Genomic DNA, 18,745 nt, shown 5'->3' with positions numbered 1-18,745 from the left:
TCCTATTTACTGTCATTCAAGCGCTTAACTACACTTATAACCATTAACAGAAACTGGGCACGAGTAGTTTGGATCTGAGATTGGACCGCAGCCCATTGCGGAAATACCACCAGCGATTTGACGAGTTTTTTCTTGATTTAATGAAGCCATTGTCTGAGAAAGGTTTTTTACGCTCTTTTTGTTCATTTTTAATTTCATTGTTATTTCCTTTACTTTGTTGAGCCAAGATTGGCAGAACCAGTGTGTCGCTAATTAGCACAAACAGGCACTAGACAATCGTCTAATAAACAAACAAGTTCACAAAAACGTCATATAGTCATAATCTTCTTTTATTGAGATAACATAACAATTACTAATTGATAAAGGACGCTATCATGGTCATGCCACACATACCTATGCCAAATTATGGTCGGATACCGCTCCTAGACACTATTCGCGGGTTTGCCTTATGCGGCATCATATTTGCTAATTTAATGAGCTTTTTTGGATTTTATTCATTAAATTATGTGCAGATCAGTCAACTCCCTTTTGCTGATAGAGCCTCGTTTTTTGTCATTGATTGGCTGGTGGAAGGTAAGTTTTATACCGTGTTCGCCATATTATTTGGCGCAGGATTTGCTCTAATTCATGCGCAAAAGCAAGGTGCTAATTTTGCTTCGTATTGGCGCAAGAGAATGGGTGTATTATTGTTTATTGGCCTCATCCACATGTTTTTTATCTGGCATGGTGATATTCTTGTTTTGTATAGTCTTTTAGGTATGACACTGCCTTGGTTTATGCGCTTATCTGCACCGCGCTTACTTTTTATCGCCCTCACGCTCCTATTTATACCTTTGCTCATTCACCTTATGGCCATGATAAGCAAAGATGCCAGCTTTTGGTCAACTCTAAAATTGATTGCACTAAGCTTAAAATCAAATCTCGGTTATGAACATACCAGCCTACTAAACATGCGCACCTCAACCGAATTCATGGACGTGTTTATTGCAAACATTTATAGCGCTATCCCAAGACCAATGTCTTATCTCATTACGGGAAGGCCTTTTCAAGTTCTAGGGCAATTTTTGCTTGGGATTTATTTTGTCAGAACGTTTATGAAACATGGTCGTATCAACATCGTCATTTCGTGGCAAACAACTTCTTTTTTAGCGTTTGTAGGGCTTTTACTGAATTTAGTGTACGCCGTAGTCAAAGCCATGACAGGCAGCCCGTTTTCTCTTAACTTAATTGGTTTTATGCAAGGTGTGTGTTATCACCTAGGCTGCTTATTTTTGGCACTCACTTACCTTGCTTGCATCGTCAAATTAATCGATAAATGTCACTGTAAGGTTGCACTTGGGCTTAGCACACTAGGGCGCATGTCACTCACCATGTACTTAATGCAAACCACTTTCTGCGTCATGCTGTTTTATGGGTATGGCTTAGCACTGATGAATACTTTACCGTTTTATTTGATTGGTGTATTTGGTGCTGTCATTTTAGCTGCGCAAATATCTTTTGGGCTGTGGTGGCTTAATCAATTTCAACAAGGTCCAATAGAGATGATGTGGCGAAAAGCGTTGTAAATTGATAAAAAAGGGCCGGTAGTCCGGCCCTTTGGTCGATTTCAAGAGGAGATTATTTACACTCGCCTAGGTGTTTCCAAACCGCCCAACGACTAGAGTATTGCGCTGGGTTTTGATTACGCGTCCACCACTTAGCTTGGTATAACTGCCCATCTAAACTGGCTTGTTTACCAGAGGTATATACACTGCTTGCCTGCCACGCTGGTACATCACAACTTGGCTTACTGGCGTTCACTTTAAAGCGATGAGTTGTTGACTGCGTGCTCAGGCCCTGTGCATCTGTTGCAATGGCAAATACACTGTAGCTGCCAGCTGACGTTGCTTTAAAGTTTGCACTGTATGGTGCGACGCTTGATACCGCCACTTGTTTGCCATTGATAAAATAAGCAACTTGTTTCAAGTCATTATCTTTATCACTTGCCACCACTGATAGCGCAATTTGCTCACCTACATTGTATGTACTGCCGTTTACCGGGGTGATTAAGCTAACACTCGGCGCCTCTGGTGTTGGCTCAGGCTGTGTTTGTGTCACTGTAATGGCGCGGCTAACTTCAGCAGATTGAGCGTCATCATTGTCATATGCTACCGCGCTAAGTTTATATACACCTACTTCCAATGGTTGGTAGTTAAAGGCATAAGGCGCGCGCGTTAGTTCAGTTAACGCTTGACCATTAACACTTACTGCAACCTTGGCGACTTCCCCATCAGTATCGCTGGCACTAAATCTCACAGATACGGACTCACCTAATTCGATAGTTGTATTGCTAGAAGGTGCTGACATGCTCAAGCTTGGTGCTTTATTTGGCTTATCGGTCGCTCCACCACACTCAAGCCCTTTTTTCCAAACACCCCAAGAGCCTGAATTGCTCGCTGGGTTTTGATCTCGGTTCCACCACTTGGCCTCGTATTCAAAACCATCAAAAGCGACTTTATTACCTTGGGTATACACTTTGCCACCTTGCCATGGTGCAGTTTGGCATTGGCTCGGGTCAATCAGGTTAAATGACAGCGGCGCGGCATCCGCAGACAAACCTTCGTTGTCTGTTACACGGGCAGTTACCGTATACAGCCCTGTTTTATCACTACTAAAGTCACTCTCATATGGCGCTTCTAGATCAGTATTGTGCAGCGTGCCGTTAACGAAGAACTCTACTTTTTCTACCGCTCCATACTCATCATCAGCATTGGCTTTGAGCGTAATATTACTGCCTATTTTATATCGGCCATTGCTATCTGGGCTGGTGATTGAAATGGTGGGCGCTTTATTTTCTGTACAAGCGAATACACCAACGGCTTTAAATGCGTCACCAACCGCTTTGGTATCGTATCCCAAGTCCGCAGCTGCACCTGTAACACCGCACGCTAGAGATTCAAAGTTGCCATTGTAAACCCAAAAGTTTTTATTTGCGTGTAGCATCACTTCATAGGCTTTTTTGACACCCCAACCTTCGCTGTTTGCAAGCAAGTAAAAAGCGCGGTTGAATACCCCTGAGCTGTGGTGAACACCCATGCCGAGTTTAAATTTGCTGGCATGGCCGATAGACTTGCCATCGCGCTCTGGGTTTTCCATGTAACGTAGCGCCGTTCTATTTTTAAAGATGCTGGCGCCGATCAACCAGTCAACTTCACACATCCCATCTGGTCTTTGGTTCATAAAACATTCAAGTGCTTCAGAAGTCATATCAGAGAATGATTCATTCACACCACCAGACATATTGCTATAGACCAGTTTTGAGTTTTGGTGTGTCACGCCATGACCGATTTCATGGGCAACCACACCCAAAGACGTAAATGGGTATACTCCATAGTTGTCCAAGTCGCCATCACCAAATGTGACTTCTTTACCATTCCAAAATGCATTTAAATAGTCTTTACGATAGTGAATACGCATTACAAGATCGCCCGATAATGCGCGGCTATCAAACCAATCGTTAAACATATCTATAGTCGCTTGCCCATAGAACATCGCGTCATTTAGCGGTGAGTACGCACCATTTACATGCTTATGAGTGTTCTCATAACAGGGGAATTGATACGTCTCGGTATTGGTTGTACCGTGCTCCATATCGATCACACGAATATCTGTATCGGACATTTCACACGTGCCATTACCTAAGTCGGTGGCGTGAAACTTGGGCATGTCTTCACCGTAATAGTGCTTACCGATTTTTTCGTTGCCGCCCGGGCCCATGCCTATTTTAGAGTGATTAAGGGTTTCAATTCTAGATAACACTTCACCGGTGTGAGCATCGATTGCAAACTCAGGTCGGCTCGGCGCATGCTCTGTCTCTGCAAACACAGTGACTAAATAAGCGAGTTTTGCTTTCCCTTGATGAGGGTAAATCACCAGCTCTGCTTGTTCATCTGACGTCGCAAGTAACTCAGCGATTTGCTCTTTTGCAAACTCAATGGCTTGTTTGTCAGTAATACTCGCTTTGACGGTAGCCAATGACAAATTTGGCACGACTGAGCCGCTGATAGAGGTGATCTCCCCTTCAGGTTGAAACCACACACTTAAGAAGTTTTGTTCATCATGGTGAGTGACAATTTCTCCCCCATATACACGCACACCTTTGTAATACTGACTGCGTCGCATATGACGCCCATCGTGCGTTTTTTGATGGGTTACAAACTCAAGTTCGCCTTGCTGATCTGTAGAGCTTGCTCTAAAGAAGCTTTGATGCTGTGACAACTGAGACTTGATGCTCGCTTTTAATTGTTCATTGTTGTGCAGGCTCACAGGCTCACTGGCAAATGCAGCAGCGGTTGAAAATACACCAACACTTGCCGCGACCAGTAGCGCGACTTTTTTAGCTTTAAACATGGATTTTTACTCTGTACTTGTTGTTATAGTAAGAAGGTGCATCCATGCACCTGAATGAACTCGGTTAGATTTAACTCGGTTAGATTTAACTCGGTTAGAATTAACTCGGTTAGATTTAACTCGGTTAGAATTAACTCACTTGATTAACCCGTTACAGCTTGCGCCATACTGAGTTGCTACCAGGGGTTTGGCCACGTGTCCACCAGCGAGCTTGATAGGTTTCACCGTTGTGAACCACTTTGTCTCCACCGGTATACACTAGGTCACTGCGCCAATCGCGCACTTTGCCATCGTCTGGAATGATCTCCGCCCATACACCGCCATTACTAGGCACAGCACCTCGGGTCCACCAACGCGCTTTGTATTGAACACCTTTGTACCAAACTGTATTTCCGCCGGTGTATACCTTGTTGGCATCCCAAGTTGTTTTGCCGTCGCCCGGCGTTGGCTCAGGATCTGTCTCGACATTTTTAACGGTCACATTGAACTGACGCGTGACACTGTGCTCGCCGTCAGACACAACCACTGTGCCTGTGAGCGTCTCAGTTTTTGATACTTCTCCTGCTTTTACAGTCACTGCATTGCCAGTCCCCACTATAGTGTGGCCCGGTAATTGCCATGCAAAGCTCAGTGCTTTTCCTTCCGGATCGGTTGCCGTTACGCTTACTGATTTAGTGGTATTTTCATCCAATGTAATCGCTGAAATAGTGCCAACAACTGGCGCTTTGTTTTCTACAACGGGTGCTTTGACAATCACTTTAACCGTACGGTTAACAGTGTTTGCACCATCACTTACAGCTAGGTTTACTGTAAATACAGAGTCATTTGTCACGCTAGGCGCTGTGACGATAACGCTGTCATTCTCACTTTGCAGGTTCAGAGCGGCGTCACCTTGCCAAGAAAAAGTAAGTGCTTTTCCTTCTGGGTCTGTCGCCCGTGCCGTCAAAACGTGAATATCACCTGCATTTAACGTAATCTGGCTGGTTAATGAAACAATAGGCGCTTTATTAACAGGCGTTGGGTTAGTCACCTTGCCTGCAAGCCCCTCGTGCATTGCATTTAAGATGTCACCATTGTCTGCATCAATTTCCCACGCGAATAGACCTGCTAAGTTATGCTCACGTACATAGCGACCTTTTGCGCGCACAGAGCGAGGGCTGTCATAGGTAACCAAGGTACCCTTTTGGCGATTCCAAACATATGCTGCTTCAGCTTGTTCATCGTACCCAACTTCAAAACCGTTAATACCTTGCTCATCATGACCAATCATGTGCGCTTTGAGTCCCTTGTAATCGATTACGCCTGCTTCCCACACACCTTGAGACGTTGAACCGCGTAATTTGCCATTGGCAGGTGCCGTCATTGGGTTGTCTGCAATTTGCGCATTTTGCGGGTAAACACCTTCCCAGCCACGGCCATACATAGCTGTACCAACTACAAGTTTTTCGCTTGGCACACCTTGCGCTAAGAGCAGCTTAATGGCGTTATCTAGCGTATACGCTGGGCCCTTTCTCGCTTCACCTTTATCATCAACGCCCGTACCGTTGCACTCATCTGCAGACATATGTGAACCACAGTAAATCGCAGTCTGATGGCCGGTCACATTGTTCCAGCCACCGGCAAAGTCATAAGTCATGGCGAAGATATAATCCATGTACTGCGCGGCTTGCTGATAATCTACATCTTCGATTTTGTCGTAGCCCGTACCAATCGCGGAAGTCAGTTCAAACTCACGTCCCATCTCTACTTCAAGTTCATCAAGCATCTCGCGAAGCTCTTTCATCAAGATGATATAAACTTCACCGTCTTTATCTGAACCTAAGTCTGGATTCGCGCCATCACCGCCCGGAAACTCCCAGTCAATGTCGATACCGTCGTAGAATTTCCATGTTTTTAAGAATTCACGCATCGAGTTCACAAAAGTGTCGCGGTTTGCTTTTACGTCAAAATCAAAGAACGGATCAGACAATGTCCAACCACCCACTGAAGGCAAAATTTTCAGGTCTGGATTGCGCTGTTTGAGTGCCATTAATTGTGCATAAGTACCGCGAATTGGGTCCTTTGAGCTGATCCCTGGCAGTGCTTTTTGCACCGCAGCCCACGGATCGTGGATCACCACTTCATAGTCCTTTGAGCTGCCACATGCCAGCTTTAGCGCTCTCAAACTGTTACCATTTTCGATTTCAGCCAGTGAGTCATTTGGACCACATACAGGAATAAAGCCATAGAGTAAGTGAGTTAAGTTATCTGCGGGAATTTGCGTGACATCAAACTTACGGCCATAAATACCCCACTCAACAAAATAAGCCCCGACAACAGTATTTGAGTCTGTATCGAACTTTCTATTGTTTGGATTCACATTCAGTTTTAGTGGCTCTAAGTGACCACCATCAGTATCGGCAATCACAATGGGCTTAGAAGCAGACATTGAACAACCTGATGCATCACAAAGCGCAATTCTCAGTTCATGACGACCCGACTTGTGATAAGGGAAGCGAATAGTGCCGCCCGTCGTGCCCTCAGCTAATGTGCCTTCGTTGACAACTTTGTTGTCAAAATATACTTTATAGCTATTACCGCCTTTGCCTGACCACGCGTTCCATTCAATTTGGATATCGACCACATCCTTAGCTTGTATAAGTTGCTTGTATGAGCCGCGGCCGTAGATATTTACATCAACAAATGAGTAGTTTTGTGGCTTCCAGTTGATGCTTGGTGTTGAAGGCGCAGCGACAGCTGTGGCACTTGCAAGGGCAGCGCCAACGGCTGCTGCTGTGGTTAAAAATTTAAACATTTCGAATTACCTCTTTGATGTATTTATAGTTTTTTCCAAACAGAATGTTGGTCTGGTTGTTGATTACGAGTCCACCAGCGAGCTTGATAGCGCTCACCGTTAAAAGTTACAATTTCGCCACCGCGATAGGCTTTGCTTGACTGCCATGACGTATTACCTGCATCCGAATCATCGCCGCTCGGCACTAATTCCCATGCGTGGCTTGAGGTTGGAAGTTGGCCACGTACCCACCATTTAGCACGGTAAGTTTTGCCTTGATAAACCACGGTGTCGCCAGCTGTGTAGATTTTGCTTGGCTGCCAAGTATCGTCTGTCGGTTTGTCTGGCGTCCCCGGATCGGTATCGATGTTTTTAACATTCACAACCAGTGGTACTGTTTTGCTTAAACTGCCATCTGACACGGTCACTTTGCCGTCAAAGCGAGTATCTGCGTCCACCTTTGGCGCAGTGATCGTGATGGTTGAACCAGAACCTGTGAAGCTCAATGCACTTGGTAGCTGCCAGTCAAAGTCGAGCGTTGGCTGCTCGTCATCGAATGCATGGACATGCAAATGCTTGCTCTGCCCCTCATCTATCGTGATTGGCGCAGGTGTATGTACCGTAGGTGCTGTATTTTTCGGCTTTGAGATCACCGATAGGTTGTAGCTATATGATTTATCAGATACGAATACCTGATTGCTGGAGATTGCGTTTGGATTAAATACAATGTTGCCGGTATTATCTTTCACACCAATGCGAATAATATCGGCAAACTGTGTCGTCAGGTTAGACGCAAACTGTGCTTGCCACTGATTTGCATTGGTCTTTGTGACGTCGAAGCGCTCTTGAATGAGTTCATTTCCATCACCGTTAAACACTCGAACCCACACTGTATCGCCGGCAGTTGCCTCTTGGCCCTGTTTTACAAAGTACTCTACTGGATACCATGTGTCTGGCGTTGGTGTTGGATCTGTACTGCGTACTATGGTCACGTCACTACAGTTGTAAAACCCCTCTCCTACTACATCGTCACGCTGCCAGCGGCTATACAGAATCGCATCACCTGCAAACTTTTCTGGGATTGCCACTTCCATTTCGTAATAACGCTTACCATCTGGCGCCATAAAAAACGCAATGTTTCCGTGCTCTTGGACTAGCTCTAAGTCACTCCAAGCAAGCGGCTTTTGCTTAAATTCAGTGCCCGGCTTAGTTAAGTAGAACTGCCAAAAACTAGGGTTATGGGGCGTCGTTGCGCGATAACGGATTTTCACTTTACCCTGAGCATTTGGCGTGATCTCCGTTGTTTGCCATTCAGTAGATGGAATATTCATTCCCGCTTTTTGGCTATCACCCGCACCACACAAGGTGCCATCAGGAATGTTAGCCTCTACTGCCGTTTGGTTACGAAAGTCTGCTGTATTGGTTGCGAACTCATGCTTTTGAATAAACTGCACATGCTCAGATTTCAAATATGCGGCACGACATGCTGCATTCGGGATTTTTGAGCCATCTTTTGGCCACCAAAATCCACCTTGCTCCTGACAGATTGCTTGCCTAGCTTTGGGAAAATCCATATAGCCGTGTGCATTCACTTTACCGATAACGCCCACACCTAAGGCTACGCCCAGCGCGCATAAGGTTACTTGTTGTCTCATAGTTTTCTCATTTATTGATTGTAAGAGTGATCCGCAGATCACTCTGGTTGGGAATAAACGTGGCCGTTACAGACTACACACTTTCTGCCAAGCACCGCCGTTACTTGGTGTGCCATTTGTCCACCACTTGGCTTTATAAACCGCGCCGTTATGGATCATCATGTCACCGCCGACAGCATGGCTCGGATCGCCAGCCCAGTTAGTGCGAGGCCAATTAGGGTAAGTGTTGATGTTTTCAATTTTCACACCTTCACACTGCTGACCATTTGGCGGGTTTTTGTCGCCATCACCTGGATTTGGAACATGCTTTTTAGCGACTGGTAATTCAGGGTATTCAGAGGCAAATGCGTACTGTTTGCCGTCTTTTTCGATGGTAAAGTTCACAGGGCCCGTGATAGGCATGTAGTACATCACTTGTGCATTGATGGTTTCGCCCGGCGCAAACGACTCAAGCTGACCGCCCCACTCATTTTTGAAGGTAATTGAAAAACGATGGAATTCATTTTCAAAACCACCGATGTTATTGCCAGCAGAATTCGAAGCATCATGTTCAACACGCATGCCTAACTTTTTGCGCGCATTCCAATTTGATTTGAAAATTGCTGAAGTTGACGTTGGCACGTTGAACGTAATCGTTGCGCCAGTCAGGTCGATTTCTGAGTTGTTGGTAAAAGCAAATGTTGGACGAATTGGATAGTTTTGGTCGCCAATAGGGAAGTCTTTCGCTTCAAATGCAATATCAACCGCTTCGCTTGGCGTAGTAAATGTGCCATCACCAACATGCGTATCATAAGCAACACCACTTTGGTTAAAGGTGTTGTATGCTAGCGCTGTCATTGTTGAGCCCATGAAGTACTCGCCTTTGTCAGCATGGTAGTCAAAGTCACCTGCCAGCTCCCAGAACATCACGCCGCCCAATCCCTTATCAACAACGTAGTCTAGTTTGGTTTTCATAGACTCAGTGTCTTCCATTGAAAGGAATACCTTTTTCTCTGCGTTATATAACCAAGGCGCTATGGCTACGTCGTCGTAATGACGCACATAGTCACCGCGCAGTACATCATCGGCATCTGTATCAGGCGTTAAGCCATATACTTCTAGGTAGCTTGGGTTAATACCGTGTTCAAGGTTTTTAGCGTGCCAAAGTGGGTTCGATCCTGCGGCAACTTCTTGACCGTTTTCAATGTCGTGCCATAGGTTGTCGATACCAATTGCACCGTTACCACATTTGTTCTTTTCACCAATCCCCGTGCCTTTCGGGCAGTTGCTTTGATTTGGCAGTGGTGCGCGACCCCAAAGGCCATTGTCACCACCACGCACATCCTTGAATCCACGGGTATAGTACGGAATACCAATGTTGATACGACCAGCAGGCAGCGCACCACGGAAATAGTTCACCGCCCAATCTGTATTCAAGTAACCAATACCACCGAACTCTTTAGTGCCGTAGACATTCCACACCTTAAGCTCTGTGTCTTTACCCGTGTCATACAACGGTGCATTGTGACCAACGTGATCATTCCACGCTCCGTGCAGGTCATAAGACATGATATTGACAAAGTCTAGGTATTGCGCTGTTTGGAACGTTTCCATTCCACGTAGTAAGTAACCAGATGACGGAGAAGCAATCGTTAACATATAGTGTTTGTCATCTTGCTCACCCGCTTTATCAAGGGCTTCACGTAACTCTTTCATCAGCACTTGATAGGACTTGTTTAGACCTGCACGTCTGGCATTGCTGACCGGGAAATCTTCAGGGTGACCTGAGTCTTTCATCGAAGATGGATATTCATAGTCTACGTCCAAGCCATCAAAGCCATAGGTTCTTAAAAATTCAACTGAGCTTTTCACAAACTGAGCAATACCAGCATGGTTTACGCTGCCATCAGCATTTGTGGTCATCGTGTAGAAACCACCGTTATTCACGCGTTTACCAGTTTCATCGAAATAACCACCAGTCTCAGCCCAGCCACCAACCGAGATCATGGTTTTCACGTGTGGATATTGCTTTTTGTATTTATTCAGTAAGTTGAAGTGGCCTTTGTATGGCAAGCTAGGGTCCATCTCTGCACCTGCAACGCCTGGCCAAGTCATGTTAGTTGCCGCGTTACCTTGTGCATTTGGGTTACCTATGCTGATCTCATTTTTGTCATTAACGTGAGCAAACGCATAGTTGATGTGAGTGATTTTATCCCATGGTATGTCTTTAACCAGATAGCTAGGTTGATCATTTTTACCGTGGCGCCAGCTCGTAAAGTAACCAATCACACGTCTTGGGTGATCTGCGCCCATTTTTTCTCGGCCTTCACTATCATAAATATCACAGTAAGACGGCGTTATACCGGGAGTTTGGTATAAGCCAGCTGGACGACAGTCGTCATGTGAACCTTGACCATCATCTTTTGCTTTCACCGTAAAGGTTCTGCTTATTTTTTCTGATTCTAAGCCGTGTTCATCTTTAGCGACTAAGACGAATGTCTGTGGGCCTTTTGCAGTGGCTGTCCATGTATATTCGAACTCATTTTGCGATGTGCTCACTACTTCGATGCCATTCACAGAGAGTGATTGAGCCAAAGTATCTGACTCTTTATCATTTGCAATCAAAGTAAATACAATCTGACTACCCACTTCCAACTCACTTGGCAATTGTGCTGCTAAACGAGCAATCGGGGCGGTATTTTGATCTTTAGGTGGAAGTGTCTCAACGCTGACTTTGCGGCTCACCGATTTCGCAGTTGCGCCATCATCATCCAATGCCACACCATGAAATTCGTGTTTGCCTTGTTTTGCTTGCCACGTAAAACGATATGGCGCTTGGCTTAGCACTTTCACCAACGCATCATTATGATAAATCGCAACATGCTTTACTTCACCATCGCTATCACTGGCTGAAAAGTCGATGATCACTTCTTCATTCTCAGCCACTGTAACATCTGCAATTGGCTTAAGTAGCTTGATAGAAGGCGCTAAGTTTATTGGCTCTGAGCCACTGCACTCTCCAAGCTTTGTCCACTCTTGCCACTGACCGGACTTTAGCTTTGGTGAAGAGCGGTTCCACCAATTGGCACGATATGCAACGTTATCTTGTTGCACCTGGTTGCCGCCAACATAAATTTTACCCGCTTCCCAAGTCGCAAGGCTGTCACAGTTCACTTCAGCAAAAGCCGATGCACTGATCAAACCCATTGTAATGGCACTGAGCTTGAGTACCTTATTCGAGGATTTAGACACGCTCATTTGATTATTCCTAATTTGTATGTTTTTTGTTTATAAAATTACATTCAGTAACATAATTACCTAATGCGATACTGAGCAGCGGCGATTGTACCGATCCAAAACACCATCACAAGGGATTAGCCAAAATTAAAAAACACAAACCAAATAACTAGAAAAAACACGTTTTTTAGTAAAAAGGCAGGATACATAACATATTGAAATTGATTAACTTGTTGATAAAATCACAACAAATAGGCGCATTGTAAAGTTTACATAATTTACATTAAATCCGTTTACCTTTATTTACATTACAAAGTGGACAAACCAGAACTCAATACCTTTTTCTATGGTTTAAAATTAATAACAGCACTTTTTTATACTTATTTCACAATTGAAACAGGACCCAAATAGGGAACTGTTAAAAATAACTAAAATTACATTTTTGTTTAAACAAAGAATAAATTAGTAATTTCATGGTTTTATTGAAACTTTGAGAATAAAGCTGAACGCTTCAAATAATATAGAGAGTTGTCAATCAGACATTTTAACTAGAAAGTAGTTTTATTAGAGAAATAAATGCTTATTAACACAACGGTTAACACAAATAAAACATTTGTACATTTGACTCTTAGAACCATCACGCTAAGGTTAAATTACTTTTATTTGATAGAGCATTTTTGACATGCGATTTTTGTTTAAAATTTTGTTTACCATGTTGGTTTTTTGTGCGGGTTTTGCACTAGGTGTGTACTCTCTTCCAATTATGATGGCCCCACCCTCCCCTACACAAACGGCCTTATCCGAAGTTGCGAATCAAGCAAAATTCACCGCAGTTTTTAGTAAAGACCTAAAAGGCTCTGACTTTTTGCACTTTGGTGAAGGAGATGTCTTTATTGGTGAACATACAATAGGCTTTGAAGGTAGGTTAGCGCCAGGCCCTGACTACCGTCTTTATTTATCACCAACGTTTGTCGAAAATGAAGCTGAGTTTGAACAGCATAAAAATACAATGCAATTTGTATCTGCTGTCACGTCATTTAATGGCTTTATTGTCGATGTACCGAAGGGTGTAGACGTAAGTAAATTTAAAACGGTTGTTGTATGGTGTGAGACATTCGGAGAATTTATAACCGCAGGAACTTATCAATAATACACTTTCTAAGTCTAATGAAAAGGGCCTAAGTGGCCCTCACTATTTTAATAGCGCCCTAGGTGATCCTCACATCCTTCTGCGATATAAGCATCCAGCCCCTTATAGTAAGCTCTAATATAATTAGTGTATTCATTACCTCTCTTGGTGTAACCATAAAACTCATAAGAAGAAGTATCGATTCTATCTAACAAGATTTTCTCTTTTTTATTTTCATAGTAATGCTGCAGAGTTATACGCAATCGACCAAAGTCATTTTGCCCCAAATAACTCGTTTTATAGGTCCCCTTACCCATAAAGTTAATGTGTTTATACATGCTGTCATATTTGGAGTTAGATACTACAACCAAACGTTTACCAGCCTTAACACAAACTTTGTAGTAATCTTCATAATCACCACCACTGCCAATCTCATTACCTTCGATATACAGAACACCACGGTGCATTCTATTACCATCCAACGGGTCTCGCTCATTAGTTGGGAAAGGAACGAAGTCATCTGGTCTCGCAGCATTGGTATCGCCAGCATCAAATGAATCGCCAGCACCGAATGAGTCACCTGCGCCGAATGAATCGCCTGCGCCGAATGAATCGCCTGCGCCGAATGAGTCACCTGCGCCGAATGAGTCACCTGCGCCGAATGAGTCACCTGCTGCAAACTGGCTGTTTAACTCAGATCCTTCATAGCCCGAACTCAGATGAGCTGGTTGTTCCTCAGCATTAAAGTAATCGATGGTTTGTGAAACGGCCTTACCTGAATGAACGGCCACAAGCACAATAGGTAAAACTGATTTTATGTTAAATTTCATTTAAATCCCTTAATTGTTGTTACGGTTAGATGGTTTATTGGAATACTAAGTCCTTATTGTGTGTCACTGAGTTCCCAAGGGGCTTTAAAATCGATGCAACTCAATCTGGGGGGAAACTAGTTGACACCATAATCATGCAACAACCTGCTTTGTTATCTAATAAGCAAGAAATAAGCAAAATACTCGTTCTAAAATAACGAGTAAAAGTACTCCAAAAGTTTAACTTTGGGAGTACTTAATAGCATCTAGATTACATTAGGCTTAAAATCTGGAACCTGTCGTATATTCACAACCTTCAGCGATATACATATCTGAGCCTTTATAATAAGCGCGTAATGTGCCAGCATGATTACCATTAATCAACGTATAGCCATTAAACTCATATTTGCCGCCGCTGTACTTATACAGAACCATGGACTCCTTGACATGGCCAAAGTCAAAAGTTAAATCAAGCTCTAAATAGCCATAATCTGAGCCGTAAAGACTCATCGGCTGATAAGCCCCTTGAAGAATATAGCGGTTTTGGAGCGCCATTAGATCAAATTGAGAATGTGCACCTGATATAACGCGGTCATTTGATTTAATACACACTTTCATATAGTCGTAATAATTACCATCATTGTTGTTATCAACCTCTAGGTAAAGAACACCATGATGGATATAACCGTGAGTATCAGAGTTTAATTCGCCCGTTGGGAAAGCTTCAAAGTCTATGGGACGACTACCGAACGAATCACCTGCGCCGAATGAATCACCTGCGCCGAATGAATCACCTGCACCGAATGAATCGCCTGCACCGAATGAATCGCCTGCACCGAATGAATCACCTGCACCGAATGAATCACCTGCCGAAAATTGACTATCAAATTGATTGCTTTCAAAACCTGCACTCGCCTCAACAGGCTTTTGGTCGGCAGTATAAAAATCAATAGTTTGTGAAACTGCATTACCAGAGTGAACTGCAACAAGTGCAATTGGAAGGACTGTTTTTAAGTCGAATTTCATTTAATTCCCTTAATTTACGTTGCTATTGGAGTGTTAATTCATATATTAATTTATCTAGCATGGCGCTCAGCTCGATGCGAACTTTAACATCGTAATCAGCCCATACATTCAATGGCAGATGGTTTATGTGGCTTGCGATTGTCGCGACAATGTACTTTATTGAACCACACAGCAGCAGCTGATAAACAAACGACTGGCGTTCTTTACGCAATTCATAGATAAATCGATTCAATTGTCCTTTTACTTCGGTAATTGAATCAGCGCCACCAACCTGCGCCTTTAATATTTTCAGTTTGTCACACGCATCATTAAAGTACTCGCCAACGTTTAGCTGAGATCCAGAATGAGTACTAGCGTACGCGACAACCGTAGGCATTAATTTATATTTAGATTTTTTATCAAATTTCAAATCTTCAAAGTTTGCAACCTGCGTCCCTTTAATATGCGCACCATCACTTGTATTGGTTACTGTGGCAGAGGGATTGTATCCAAGCAGTCTCTCTTGAGCAGCCCGAGCCTCATTAAAAATCCGTGAAGTGAATACAAATGGCCTAAAATTGCCTTTAACTTTCATTTCATTGTCAAAATTAACATTAGAAAGTAAATTGGTTGGCTCATAGTAGCTCGACAGCTGACTGTGATGTTTTTGGTGATCGACATATCCGTAATCACAGCCGAGTAATATAATGTTTTTAAAACCCATTCTAATAAATGACGCAACGGCCATGTTTGTTACCGTTGGGTTACAATGATAAAGCGCTTTGCACCCATCTCCAGAAAGGTTGGCAAGCTCAGCTCCGAGATCATTGCCTTTTGCAAAGACAATTCTATTATCAAATTGAGTGAGCAATTTGGGGTAAACGGTACTAAGTGCAATAAGCACCACATCTTTGTTACTTGGATCTACCAGTTCAGCCTCTTTGATTTCAAAATTAACTGAAGTTCTCTCCATTTCTATATGAAAATCAGGTTTGATCCCAGCTTTCATTAGAGGTGCTAGAGATGTTCCGCAAGAGACAATAAATGCATGATCTGACTGTTTTTTTAATTCATCTATACTTTTGTCCAATGACGGCCCATTACCAACAATCACGACTGGAAAACTTTCAAACTCAGAAAAAACATTTTCGTGGCAAGAAACTGTCGAGTTTAAACGGTTTTCGCTTGTATGTTTCAAACCAAGTAACTCGTCTTCCAAAAAGCCCCACATGCTTGCAAAGCTATTGCGCCACTGCTTAAACTCGCTAAATATTTGGTCCGTCAATGGCGTACTGTAATGACGATACAGGCTGATATCGGATAGTAAATGAACGCCATTTTGGTCTATTAGGCCTTTCATTTCGCTAAGAAACTGGTCGTAACTCTCTATATTGAAAAAGTTGATTGAACCCGCTCTACTTTCACACTCTGCATGTAAAGCTGCAAAGTTAATATGTTGACATGCCATCGCGTAATGCTCGGCACTCGATTCTACGACTATCACATCCGTGTATCGTATTTTTGAAAGAAGCTTTGGAATGTGATAGCCCGCACCGAGTCCTAAAACAATCAATGTACCACGTTGCGGTTTTGAGTTACTTTTTCTTCCCAAATTATCCGCAATACTATTTAAATTATTAATACAAAGTTGATGTGTATATTCGTAAGTATTGGTTGAAAAACTAAGGCTTAAATGGGCCGGGTGTTGAAGGAATAAATCAACTTGTTTGTAACATTTACCTTCAGCGTGTTCACCATAAAAGCTACTTTGGAATTCAGATATCTGGGAAAGTTTTTTAGAACAAATGCGATTATAGAAAGGATTTGGAAAATACCTTTTAAGGTACGCCAAGTTTTGCTCAAATAGTTCCATATAGTTTATAAATTCCAAATAGTTATAGCCTAATAATTTTTCCACCAATCTGCTTTTTCGTCAATAAAAAATAGAGGAAGGCCACCAAACATATCAGTTAGTAATTTAGAATTAATAACTTAATTTTAATTTTTAAAATTCATTAACTTACACTGACTTAATTACTACACAAACCGAGGGGATTGAAGACTAAAATTATTAATAAAATAATAATTTTTATTTTATTAATAAAAAAAGCCACGCAATTGCGTGGCTGGAGAAACATTGCATGGGTATATTGCAATGAATAAAGCCTAGCTGAACAATCAGCTATAAAGGGAAACCTATGCAGCGACAGCTGGGTCCAATTCTCGAATTAGATACTCAAACGCACCTAAACTAGCACTCGCGCCACTTCCCATAGCAATGACTATCTGTTTGAAAGGGGTTGTGGTCACATCGCCTGCCGCAAAAACACCTTGCATACTTGTAGACCCTTTATTATCAATTTCTATTTCACCAAACTGGTTTATTTCAACATCGCTGTTTTGCAACCATTCTGAGTTTGGCACTAATCCTATTTGTACAAATACACCTGCAATCACAATTGAGTGCGCTTCGCCTGAATCCCGATCCAAATATTGTAAACCGGTCACTTTATTCGTATCGCCGAGTATTTCCGTCGTTTGCACATTCGTGCGTATATCAATGTTTGGAATACTCTTAGCTTTATTGATCAATACCTGATCTGCTTTAAGTTCACTGGCAAACTCAAGCACGGTGACATGTTCAACAATATTTGCGAGATCTATTGCCGCTTCGATACCAGAATTGCCCCCACCAATAACCGCAACAGGTTTGCCTTTAAATAACGGTCCATCACAATGCGGACAATATGCAACACCTCTACCTTTGTATTCCTGCTCTCCTGGTACATTAACATTACGCCAACGTGCACCCGTTGATATCACTACAGACTTCGCTTTTAATTTAGCCCCATTCTCTAGCTCAATATCCAAATAATTACTTCTTTCAATGTGCGTAACTCTGTTACCAGTCATAACATCCACATCGTACTGTTTAACGTGTTGCTCCAATTGGGCGACTAATTTGGGGCCCTCTGTTTCTTTAACAGAGATAAAGTTTTCAATACTCATTGTGTCGGCAACTTGTCCACCAAACCGCTCTGCAACTACGCCAGTATTTAAGCCTTTCCTCGCGGCATATACCGCGGCTGATGCTCCTGCTGGGCCGCCACCAATCACCAAAACATCAAAAGGAGCTTTGCTACTCAGTTTTTCGGCTTCTTTTTGAGCTGAGTTTTGATCTAGCTTTTTCAATATGTCTGACAAACCAATTGCACCTTGGCTAAATAGCTGACCATTGAGATAGACGCTCGGAACGGCCATAATGTTGCGCTCTTCAACTTCTTGCTGGAATAGTGCGCCATCGATCATAGTTGTTGTAATTTTGGGGTTGTTTACCGCTAGAGTATTGAGAGCTTGCACAACTTGTGGGCAAGTCTGGCAGCTCAACGATATGTACACTTCGAAATTCAGGTTTTTATCAATTGCCTTAATTACCTCAACTTCATCATGGTCCAATTTACTTGCATGACCGCCACTATGCAGTAACGCAAGAACCAAGCTGGTAAACTCATGACCCATAGGTACACCCGCAAAACTGAGTTGTGTTTTTGATTCAACGGAGCTGACCACCATAGAAGGTCTTCTCGCGTTAATATCATAGTTTTCAACCACTGTTAGGTGTTCACTCAAAGCAGCAAGATCATGTGCGAGTGAGTTCAATTCATTGGACTTATCACTGCTGTCCAGCGCGACTCTCAGCTCCACAGGCGAGTTAATATTCTTAAAGTGCTCTTTTAGTTGGCTTTTAATTTGCGCATCTAACATATTT

At 43.0% G+C, this 18,745-nt stretch carries 11 protein-coding genes; 2 read left to right on the top strand and 9 right to left on the bottom strand.

The genetic code is table 11. The annotated features are described in order from the left end of the window. Positions 1-24: 24 nt before the first annotated feature. Entirely contained in the window at positions 25-198 is a 174-nt protein-coding gene (locus MHN81_RS05865) for a hypothetical protein (RefSeq protein WP_239425258.1), read from the bottom strand. 176 nt (positions 199-374) lie between these two features. Here MHN81_RS05865 and MHN81_RS05860 point away from each other — a divergent pair, with 176 nt between their 5' ends. After that, positions 375-1,565 carry a DUF418 domain-containing protein gene (locus tag MHN81_RS05860; RefSeq protein WP_023398096.1) on the top strand — a complete coding sequence of 397 codons (1,191 nt, stop codon included), beginning with the start codon at positions 375-377 and terminating at the stop codon, positions 1,563-1,565. A 52-nt stretch (positions 1,566-1,617) separates the two neighbouring features. On the opposite strand, the gene MHN81_RS05855 is transcribed toward MHN81_RS05860, so the two are convergent. The 4 genes from MHN81_RS05855 to MHN81_RS05840 all read right to left on the bottom strand — a co-directional run bounded on the left by MHN81_RS05855 (position 1,618) and on the right by MHN81_RS05840 (position 12,054). Further along, positions 1,618-4,389, bottom strand: coding sequence for an Ig-like domain-containing protein (locus tag MHN81_RS05855; RefSeq protein WP_239425257.1), 2,772 nt, complete (start codon positions 4,387-4,389; stop codon positions 1,618-1,620). Positions 4,390-4,540: 151 nt separating this feature from the next. Continuing rightward, positions 4,541-7,183 carry a glycosyl hydrolase family 18 protein gene (locus MHN81_RS05850; protein WP_239425256.1) on the bottom strand — a complete coding sequence of 881 codons (2,643 nt, stop codon included), beginning with the start codon at positions 7,181-7,183 and terminating at the stop codon, positions 4,541-4,543. A gap of 23 nt (positions 7,184-7,206) precedes the next feature. Further along, a complete protein-coding gene (locus MHN81_RS05845) occupies positions 7,207-8,817 on the bottom strand; it encodes a lytic polysaccharide monooxygenase (RefSeq protein ID WP_023398099.1) in 1,611 nt (536 codons plus the stop codon). Positions 8,818-8,883: 66 nt separating this feature from the next. Then, positions 8,884-12,054 carry a glycosyl hydrolase family 18 protein gene (locus MHN81_RS05840; protein ID WP_239425255.1) on the bottom strand — a complete coding sequence of 1,057 codons (3,171 nt, stop codon included), beginning with the start codon at positions 12,052-12,054 and terminating at the stop codon, positions 8,884-8,886. 661 nt (positions 12,055-12,715) lie between these two features. On the opposite strand from MHN81_RS05840, the gene MHN81_RS05835 reads away from it, so the two are divergent. Further along, entirely contained in the window at positions 12,716-13,183 is a 468-nt protein-coding gene (locus MHN81_RS05835; protein ID WP_239425254.1) for a DM13 domain-containing protein, read from the top strand. Between the two features lie 47 nt (positions 13,184-13,230). On the opposite strand, the gene MHN81_RS05830 is transcribed toward MHN81_RS05835, so the two are convergent. The 4 genes from MHN81_RS05830 to ahpF all read right to left on the bottom strand — a co-directional run bounded on the left by MHN81_RS05830 (position 13,231) and on the right by ahpF (position 18,741). Continuing rightward, positions 13,231-13,992: a hypothetical protein gene (locus tag MHN81_RS05830; RefSeq protein ID WP_239425253.1), complete on the bottom strand. Its 762-nt coding sequence runs from the start codon at positions 13,990-13,992 to the stop codon at positions 13,231-13,233. Between the two features lie 261 nt (positions 13,993-14,253). Beyond that, the gene (locus MHN81_RS05825; RefSeq protein ID WP_239425252.1) at positions 14,254-14,997 is read right to left on the bottom strand and encodes a hypothetical protein; all 744 of its coding nucleotides are present in this window, start codon (positions 14,995-14,997) and stop codon (positions 14,254-14,256) included. Between the two features lie 22 nt (positions 14,998-15,019). Further along, positions 15,020-16,894: a 6-hydroxymethylpterin diphosphokinase MptE-like protein gene (locus MHN81_RS05820; protein WP_239425251.1), complete on the bottom strand. Its 1,875-nt coding sequence runs from the start codon at positions 16,892-16,894 to the stop codon at positions 15,020-15,022. Between the two features lie 278 nt (positions 16,895-17,172). Then, on the bottom strand, positions 17,173-18,741 hold the full coding sequence (gene ahpF, locus MHN81_RS05815) for an alkyl hydroperoxide reductase subunit F (RefSeq protein WP_239425250.1): 1,569 nt from the start codon (positions 18,739-18,741) through the stop codon (positions 17,173-17,175). Between the last annotated feature and the right edge of the window lie 4 nt (positions 18,742-18,745).

This window comes from Pseudoalteromonas sp. Of7M-16 (genome assembly GCF_022347805.1).
GTDB lineage: Bacteria > Pseudomonadota > Gammaproteobacteria > Enterobacterales > Alteromonadaceae > Pseudoalteromonas > Pseudoalteromonas luteoviolacea_F.
Note: the sequence above shows the minus strand (reverse complement) of the source record. Positions and strands in the feature narration are given on the sequence as shown.